The 8,921-nt window shown below is 63.1% G+C and carries 7 protein-coding genes; 6 read left to right on the top strand and 1 reads right to left on the bottom strand.

Going from position 1 to position 8,921, the window contains the following annotated elements; translation table 11 throughout:
- Positions 1-340 precede the first annotated feature (340 nt).
- Complete coding sequence (locus Q0877_RS16870) at positions 341-1,081, bottom strand: M50 family metallopeptidase (RefSeq protein WP_299169999.1); 741 nt, start codon at positions 1,079-1,081, stop codon at positions 341-343.
- Positions 1,082-1,335: 254 nt separating this feature from the next.
- Here Q0877_RS16870 and Q0877_RS16875 point away from each other — a divergent pair, with 254 nt between their 5' ends.
- Genes Q0877_RS16875 through Q0877_RS16900 form a run of 6 tightly spaced genes read left to right on the top strand, consistent with a single transcriptional unit; the run spans position 1,336 to position 8,812 of the window.
- Complete coding sequence (locus Q0877_RS16875; RefSeq protein ID WP_299170000.1) at positions 1,336-2,352, top strand: LacI family DNA-binding transcriptional regulator; 1,017 nt, start codon at positions 1,336-1,338, stop codon at positions 2,350-2,352.
- A 40-nt stretch (positions 2,353-2,392) separates the two neighbouring features.
- Positions 2,393-3,688, top strand: a complete 1,296-nt coding sequence (locus Q0877_RS16880) for an extracellular solute-binding protein (protein ID WP_299170002.1) — start codon at positions 2,393-2,395, stop codon at positions 3,686-3,688.
- 13 nt (positions 3,689-3,701) lie between these two features.
- Entirely contained in the window at positions 3,702-4,652 is a 951-nt protein-coding gene (locus tag Q0877_RS16885) for a carbohydrate ABC transporter permease (RefSeq protein ID WP_299170003.1), read from the top strand.
- 1 nt (position 4,653) lies between these two features.
- Entirely contained in the window at positions 4,654-5,583 is a 930-nt protein-coding gene (locus Q0877_RS16890) for a carbohydrate ABC transporter permease (protein ID WP_299170004.1), read from the top strand.
- A 5-nt stretch (positions 5,584-5,588) separates the two neighbouring features.
- Positions 5,589-6,692, top strand: a complete 1,104-nt coding sequence (locus tag Q0877_RS16895) for a glycosidase (protein ID WP_299170005.1) — start codon at positions 5,589-5,591, stop codon at positions 6,690-6,692.
- A complete protein-coding gene (locus Q0877_RS16900; RefSeq protein WP_299170006.1) occupies positions 6,689-8,812 on the top strand; it encodes a hypothetical protein in 2,124 nt (707 codons plus the stop codon). Before Q0877_RS16895 ends, Q0877_RS16900 begins: the two co-directional genes overlap by 4 nt.
- Positions 8,813-8,921 lie beyond the last annotated feature (109 nt).

Here is an 8,921-nt window from a genome sequence, read left to right on the forward strand (position 1 = left end):
CGAGAACCACAACTTCTAACCCTCAACAACCTCGAAAACCCACAGACCGGCTACACCACTCCACGGGACTTGACCGACGCGGAAGTGGCGAATCTTCACTGAATCGCAGCATTTGCATTGTTCGGCGTTCCCGATGCGTGAACTTTGACGGGTGCAGAGTGCGGTGCACGCGAATTTGGAGATCCTGGACCCCGAAAATCAGAGAGACAAACAGCGTTGAAACATAGGCAACGAGTAGTACTACTTGGAGGGTGAGAATCACAAGAACTTACTCCAAAACGGTCGGAACAGCTGACACAGTTGAAGGTATCCGCTACCACCCACAGTTTTGCGTTTGACGTCAGATCCCGAGGATTCCCGTCCCGCTGACGACCAGCCACGCCCACGCGAGTGATCCGGCGATGACTGCGGCAAACAGGACGAGCCACGCTGCGCTGGGAATTCCGGTTGAGCGGTACAAAAGGTAAGCGTCGGACTGTGCGCGGTCCCGCCGTCGTCGTGCATGGACTGCAATCACTTTGCCGAGGTCACGGACCGCGCCCACCAACAGCGCCACTCCGAGAGCAACGACCACGTGTCCGGAAAATTCAGCGGGAACGGCAACCACCAGCGCCGTGGACACCGCCACCGCGCCGAGCAGGATCAGCACCCCGCCGGCATTGCGGATGGACAACAGCGAGGCCAGCAGCACCAGCGCCCCGACTGAGAGCGCTGCAGGCGCCCACCCCTCGAAACCTGCCCAAACCAGCACAGCGCCGACGACGGCGGGAACCGGGTACCCCCAGAAGGTTGCCCACGCTGTGCGCCAGCCGGGACGGCCGAGCGACGTGGTGAGCCCGGAGTGGTCGAAGTTGAGCCGGATTCCGGTCACGCGGCTTCCGGTCAGCAGCGCAGCGAAGGCATGGCCAAGCTCGTGGACGACCGTGCTGAACAGCCCGAAGTAGCGCCACGTTGCGTTGGGGATGGAAAGCGCGGCGGCGGCGAGCAGGATGACCAGCAGTTCGGTCAGCGTCAGTTCCGGCGGCTGACTCCTACTGAAGCCCGCGACGATCCGATCCCACCACTGCGCCAAGAATTCCACCTGCGTGATGCTACGTGAAGGCGCTTGGAAGACCGGTGCAGTCCGGCGCCGCTACGAAAACGTGCAGGTCTGGACGGGCTGATCGGCGTGTCCTCGTCGCCACACCGGGTTTCGCGAGCATCTATCGGTGAAACCTGCGAGTTTTCGCATGGCGGCGCCGTATCCGCCTCGGCTACCTCTTGACACTCTCCAGCTGAACCGGTTAAGTAGAAAGAACTGAACCGGTTCAGTGAGGGACATCACCAGGAGGCACCATGGCGGTAACCATCAGCGATGTCGCTCGTGCCGCAGGAGTGAGCAAGGGTGCGGTGTCTTATGCGCTGAATGGCCAGGCCGGTGTCAGCGAGGAAACCCGGCAGCGGATCCTCGGCGCCGCGAAGGAGTTGGGCTGGCGCCCAAGTCTGCGCGCCCGGTCGCTGTCCTCTTCCAAGGCTTATGCGCTGGGCCTGGTTGTGGCTCGCAATCCGCGGTTGCTGGGCACCGACCCGTTCTTCCCGTCCTTCATCGCCGGCATCGAGACCACCCTGGCCGATCGCGGGTACTCGCTCGTTCTCACGGTCGCCGCAAAGCACGGGGCTGAGGAAGCGAGTTACCGCCGCCTGGTCCACGAGGGCAGGGTAGACGGCGTCATCCTCAGTGACGTTCGCACGGACGACCCGCGGATAGCGCTGCTGCTCGAGCTGGGACTGCCTGCCGTCACCCTCAACCGTCCAACCGCCGCTTCGCCTTTTCCCGCGGTCTGCATGGATGACACAGAGGGAATCAGCAGTGCCGTCCAGCATCTGGTGGACCTCGGTCACACACGGATTGCGCATGTTGGCGGGACGCAGCACTATATCCACGGGCTCAGCAGGAGAACGGCCTGGGCCAATACGCTCAAGCGGAATGGGCTGGAACCTGACCTTTTCATCGAGGCAGATTTTGGTGCGCAGCAGGGAACCGAAGCGACCGCCCGGCTGCTGCAGCTGGACCGGAAGCCCACCGCGATCGTGTACGCGAACGACATCATGGCAACCGCCGGGCTGTCCTACCTGCACCAGCAGGGACTACGGGTGCCGGCCGATGTCTCGATCACCGGATACGACAACACCGAATATGCGCAGTACCTCAACCCGGCGCTCACCAGCATCGGCAGTGATCCGCTGCTGTGGGGCAGTACCGCTGCACAGGTGCTGCTCAACCAGCTGGAGGGAAAACACGACGGACAGGACATCATCCTTCCCGAACCCCAGCTCATCGTCCGCGGTTCCACAGCGGAACCGCCCGCCTAAAACTAACATCACAACCGAAGTATCAATCGAGGAGAACGCAATGAGGCGAACAACTACCAAACGGACGCTGGCTCTGACGGCCACCGCGCTGATGGGTCTGGGCCTGGCAGCCTGTGGAGGCTCAGGTGACACCGGCACCCCCGACGCCGGTGAACTGACCAGCGGCCCCATCACCATCTGGTATTCCAACAACCAGCAGGAAGTCGCTTGGGGCGAGGACATGGTTGCAGCGTGGAATGAAGCGAATCCCGATCAGGAGATCACCGCGCAGGAGATCCCGGCGGGCACCAGTTCCGAGGAAGTAATTGCCGCAGCCATCACAGCAGGCAATGCTCCCTGCATCGTCATGAACACGGCACCGGTCGCCGTACCCCAGTTCCAGCAGATGGGCGGCCTGGTTCCCCTGGATACCTTCGAGGACGGCGCCGAATACATCGAGTCCCGCAGCGGCGAGGTGGCAGAGCAGTACAAGTCCGCCGATGGGCAGTATTACCAGCTTCCTTGGAAGTCGAATCCGGTGGTTCTCTACTACAACAAGGACATGTTCACCGAAGCGGGTTTGGACCCGGAGAACCCGCCACTTGGAACGCAGGATGAGCTGCTGGAAACCTCCCGGACCCTTGTGGAGTCCGGCGCCGCTGAATACGCCATGTGGCCCTCACCCGCGGGTGAGTTCTTCCAGTCCTGGTTCGACTTCTACCCGTTCTACGCAGCAGCAACCGGCGGCACTCAGTTGGTCGAGGAGGGCGAAGCAACCTTCAATTCCGAGGAGGGCACGGCCGTCGCAGAGATGTGGCGCACCATGTATGAGGAAGGCCTCTCCTCCCAGGAGGCCTACACCGGTGACTCCTTTGTAGACAAGAAGGCCGCGATTGCCATCTCCGGTCCGTGGGCCATTCCGGTCTACGGAGACAAGGTCAACTGGGGCACTGCCCCTGTGCCGGGACTTGAAGAGGGAGCGGAAACGTCCACCTTCTCGGACGCCAAGAACATGGCCATCTATTCCGCCTGCGACAACAAGCAGACCGCCTGGGAGGTCATGAAGTTCGCCACCAGCGAGGATCAGGACCGCGCCTTGCTCGAGGCTACGGGCCAGATGCCCATCCGACAGGACCTGACCGGTTCGTACCCGGATTACTTCGAGGCCAACCCCGCCTACGTCGAGTTCGCAGACCAGGCGAGCAGGGCCGTCGAGGTGCCCAACGTCCCCAACTCGGTTGAGGTCTGGCAGACCTTCCGTGATGCGTGGGGCTCATCAGTGATCTTCGGCAACGAGTCCATAGATGATGCCTTCAGCGGCGCTGCCGAAGAGATCAACACTCTGGTCTCAGAGTAAGAAGGTGTAGACGGTGACCACCGATTCCACCGTCGGCAAGCGGCGGGATCCGGGCCCCACCCCGGATCCCGCTCCCCGCCGGCGCACAAAGCTACTGGGACGGCAGCCGCTTGGTCTGGCGTTCAGCGCACCGTACGTCATCTTCATACTCGCGGTGCTCGCGTACCCACTCGGCTACGCCGTCTACATCTCATTCCACGATTTCTTCTTCACGGCTCCCGGCGTTGCGGTTGAGCGTCCGTTCGTCGGGTTGCAGAACTACATCCAGGTGCTGAGCGATCCCGACGTTGGGCGTTCCTTTCTCAACATCGGCGTCTTCCTCATCATCAACGTTCCACTCACCGTGGCGTTGTCTCTGATACTGGCCAATGCGCTAAACAGGGTGACCCGGTTGCGAACCTTCTTCCGCGTCAGCTATTACGTGCCGTACGTAACGGCGAGTGTCGCCGTCGTCGGCGTCTGGCTCTTCCTGTTCTCACAGAACGGGTTGATCAACTCCCTCCTCGGGTCGCTGGCCCCGGATCCGTCCTGGTTGGTCAACTCCACGCTCGCCATGCCGACCGTGGCGCTGTATGTGACGTGGAAGCAGCTGGGATTCTTCATCCTGCTCTACCTAGCAGCACTGCAGAACATCCCGGAGGAGCTTTACGAGTCGGCTTCGGTTGACGGTGCAGGCAAGATCCGGCAGTTCTTCAGCATCACGGTTCCGGGCGTGCGCTCCGCCAGCGTCCTGGTGACGCTGCTGGCCACCATTACCGGCGCAAACCTGTTCACCGAGCCCTATCTGCTCACGGGCGGCGGAGGGCCGGACGGCGCATCGACATCGCCTGTCTTCCTCATGTACCAGGAGGGAATCCTCCAGGGAAACCCGGATACGGCAGCGGCTCTCGGCGTCATCCTGGTGCTCGGTGTGCTCGTGATCGCGCTCATCCAACGACGCCTCGTCGGCGGGAAAGAGGACTGACATGGCCAAGGACTTCCAGCACACTATGACCAAAACGACGACGACGACGCCAGCCGGCGCGCCAGCGCCCCCACCGCGCACGTCACGGAGGAAAAAGGGGAAGGGCGGTCTCAAGCCGCTCAGCTTCATCCTGCTCGCACTTGGCGCCTTCGTCTTCCTGTTTCCCTTCTACTACATGCTGATCGGTTCACTCCAGACGGAGCCGGATACCTCGATTACCGGTGCCTTCCCGACCGTCGGCAATATCACCGGGCAGAACTATGTGTTGATCAATGAGTCGATCAACCTGTTCCGTGGACTGATCAACTCCGGGATTTTCACCGGCGGCGTGATCCTGTGCACCGTGATCTTCGGAATTCCCGTTGGCTACGCGCTTGCGCAGATGCACTTCCGCGGCCGAGGCATGGTGTTCGCGCTGATGCTCCTGGTCCAGATGGTGCCGTTCCAACTGCTCCTCATCCCGCTCTACGTGCTGATTGTCCGGGACTACGGACTCGCGGACTCGTACCTCGGGATGACCCTCCCGTTCGCAATCAACTCAACAGCGGTATTCGTGTTCCGGCAGTACTTCCTGCAGTTACCGGCTTCGCTGTTTGAGGCGGCGCGTATCGACGGTGCCAGTGAAATGCGTATCCTCACGCAGATCGCCATCCCGTTGGTGCGGCCGGCGATCGTTACCGCGATCCTGCTGACCTTCATCGGGCCCTGGAACGAATTCCTCTGGCCATTCCTGGTCACCAAGGACGCGGCCTACCAGCCGCTTGCCGTGTCGCTGGCCAATTACATCTCCAATGTTGCGGCAACCGCAGCCAACCCGTTCGGCGCAATCCTTGCCGGTGCCTGCGTGCTGGCAGCTCCCGCCGTCGGACTGTTCATTCTCTTCCAACGCCAATTCATCTCGACCAATATCGGATCTAGCGCAAAGGGCTAAGGCTTATGACTTCCCAAACTTCTTCGCAGAAAACACTCCTCCCGACTGTGCCCTACACGCTCACCCGTGCCGGCGTCATCATGACTCCGGAAGAGGGCAACGACTTCGAGGCCGAAGGCGTACTCAACCCGGCGAGCGGGCGCGGTCCCGACGGTGAGCTATACCTCCTGCCACGCCTCGTAGCCACCGGGAACGTCTCACGTGTGGGACTCGCCAAGGTGATTATCGAGAACGGGGTTCCCACCGGCGTCGAACGCATGGGTGTTGTCCTCGGCCCCGACGAGGGCTGGGAACGCGGCACAAACAACTCCGGCACCGAGGACCCGCGCACCACCTGGGTGCCCTCGCTCGGGAAGCACCTCATGACCTATGTCGCCTACGGACCCATGGGCCCCCGGCTGGCGTTCGCTCATTCCGAGGACTTGCGGACCTGGGATCGGCTCGGCCCGTGCTTCTTCGAGTACGAGGCCTCCCTCTCGATGGACCTCAACCTTTTCCCCAACAAGGACGCCGTGTTCTTCCCCGAACCGGTGAATGATCCCGACGGCGTCCCCTCCTACGCCATGCTCCACCGCCCCATGTGGGACCTCGGCTGGATCCGTGAGGGCGAAGGCGAGCACCTGCCCGCCGGAGTCACCGACAACCGTCCGGGGATCTGGATCTCCTATGTGCCGGTCGAGGAAGTGCAGCGGGACCTGCGCAACCTCGTACACATGGGCAAGCACCGGCTCATCGCACTCAGCGAGTTCGACTTCGAGGAACTCAAGATCGGTGGAGGCCCGGCACCCATCCGGGTCGAAGAGGGCTGGCTGCTCATCCACCACGGGGTGGCGGGGGCGCTCGAGAAGTCGGCGTTCGATCATCAGCAGAAGGTCCACTACACGGCCGCCGCAATGATCCTCGACGCCGATGACCCGTCGAAGGTCATCGCCCGAAGCAGTGAACCGCTCCTCGCGCCGGAGACCGAGGACGAGAAGTCGGGCATCGTCCCCAATGTCGTCTTCCCGACCGCGATCGAGGAGATCGACGGGCAGCTGTTCGTGTTCTACGGCATGGCGGACTCAAAAATCGGCGTTGCCCGCCTGGACCGGACGGGTGCCTCAGCATGAGCGGTGAGTTCGCAGGACACGCCGCTAGAGGCCGTGCTGAAGGGGTGTGTACTGCCAAACCGATGGTTGTGGCAGGGGTGGCACTTGCGTTCGTCGGAACGTCTCTTGCGACGGCACAGGCGGCGCCCGCGCCGAGCCTGGCGCCCGCGGTCGTCGTGCCGGCTGCTGTGCCGGCAGTAGTGAGTATCGACCAGCCGCTCACCAACCTTGCGCACCTGAACTTCCTGCTGGAGGAGGTTGCAGTTCGTGAAATCGAAGGGCACAGCACTTACGGCGGCGAGGCGCCGGCGCTCGCGCCGTGGACGTACGCGGACAGGAACGACGACGGCAGCTACGACCGCGTAGGCGGCGGAACTGAGGACCCCGAGACGGGGCACTGGAGCCAGGGAGCGTACAACGCCGACGATATTTCGCGTGCTGCGATCGTCTATCTGCGCCACTGGCAGCAGACCGGCGACGAAACAAGCCGTGAACATGCCTTCCAGACGCTGCGCTCGCTGGCCTATCTGCAGACGACCACCGGTCCGAACGCCGGCAACGTGGTGCTGTGGCAGCAGCCCGACGGCGAGCTGAATCCAAGCGCCATCCCCATTGAGCTGCCGGATCCGAGCGACTCAGCGGAATCGTACTGGCTGGCGCGGACGGTGTGGGCGCTGGGCGAGGGTTACGCCGCGTTCGAGGAGGCTGACCCTGAGTTTGCCCGGTTCCTGCAGGACCGGCTGCACCTTTCGCTTGAAGCCATGAACCGGCAGTCGCTAGGCCGCTACGGCGAGTATGAAGTGGCCGACGGTGTGCGCGTGCCCGCCTGGCTCAATGCATATGGCGCGGACTCCTCGGCGGAAGCTGTTCTTGGGCTGTCCGCGTACGTCGAATCTGAGCCGACCGACGACGTCGCCCGGACCGCCCTGACCCAGCTCAGCGAGGGAATCGCCGAGATGTCCTCCGGGGACACCCGGGCCTGGCCATACGGTGCGATCCTGCCCTGGACGAAGTCCCAGACGTTCTGGCACGCGTGGGGCGGCATGGCACCCGCCGCGGTGGCTGAGGCGTCCATGGTGCTCGGACGCGAGGATCTGGCTGACGCCGCAGTGAAGGATTCCGCGCGGTTCACGCCGCAACTGTTGGCAGCGGGTGGTCCGGACAATGCCTGGACCCCTACGCCGTCCGAGAAGGTGCAGATCGCCTACGGCGTCGACTCCCGGCTGCAGAGCCTAGTGTCCACCGCCGAAGCGACCGGTGCCGAGGGACTCCATGAACTGGCGGCCGTCGTCGGCGGCTGGTATTTCGGTGCCAACCGCAGCGGTGAACCCGCCTACAACCCGGCAACCGGCACGACGATTGACGGCATCCAGGCGGACGGGTCGGTGAACCGGAATTCCGGCGCGGAGTCCACCATTCACGCGTTACTGTCGATGCTCGTGCTGGACGCGAATTCCGAGCTGAAGGCCAAGGCACTCGGCATAAATGAGACCGTAGCCACCAACGGGTTGACCGTGGTCGAAGCGGAGACCGGATTGGTAACCGGCAGCGGAACTGTGGTGACGCCGTCGTCGGCCTGGACCGGCGAGGCGAACTGGTCGGGCGGCGCGTACGTGCAGCTCGATGACGGAGCCAGTCTTCGAGTGCCTGTACCCGGCGTGGGCGCAGAGCGAAACGTCTACCCCATCGTGAATCGCGTCATTGAACCGTCCGGTGAGACGGCGTGGTCAGCCAAGCGAGCGCTCGGAATCACACCGAACGGCGGCGCAGGTGAGCAAGGCATCACCGATGCTCCAGGCCTGCTGCAGCCGTTCACACTGGAGAAAGGGCTGAAACCGAAGGACGGGTTCGTCGAAGCGCAGGTCAGGGGTGCCGCCTCGATTGATGCTCTGCTGGTCCAACCGCTTGTCTCCTCCGTGACGGTCGACGGCTCGGCCGGCCAGTCAACCGTGTACGTGAGTGCGGCTGAAAAGAAGCAGCAGTTCGCTGTGGACATCCCCGCAGGGGCAACACTTGTGCAGCAGGCTTTCGACGCCAATGGTCAGGCGGTTGTGGTGCCTGAGTCCGAGGGCCTTTCCCGCGCGGGCAAGGTTGTCGTGCTGCCGGGCGGCTTCACGGAAGTTACCTTCGCCATGAGATAGCCAGTGAGTTGGCAGGACACGCCCCTTCTGACGGGGGCGAAGTCAAGTAGTGGGGGCAACGCTGGGGTTCATGCCGCTGTGAGCAGCTGGTTCAGCCGGGTGGCTGGGG

This window comes from uncultured Arthrobacter sp. (assembly GCF_947495145.1).
In the GTDB taxonomy this organism is placed as follows: domain Bacteria; phylum Actinomycetota; class Actinomycetes; order Actinomycetales; family Micrococcaceae; genus Arthrobacter_D.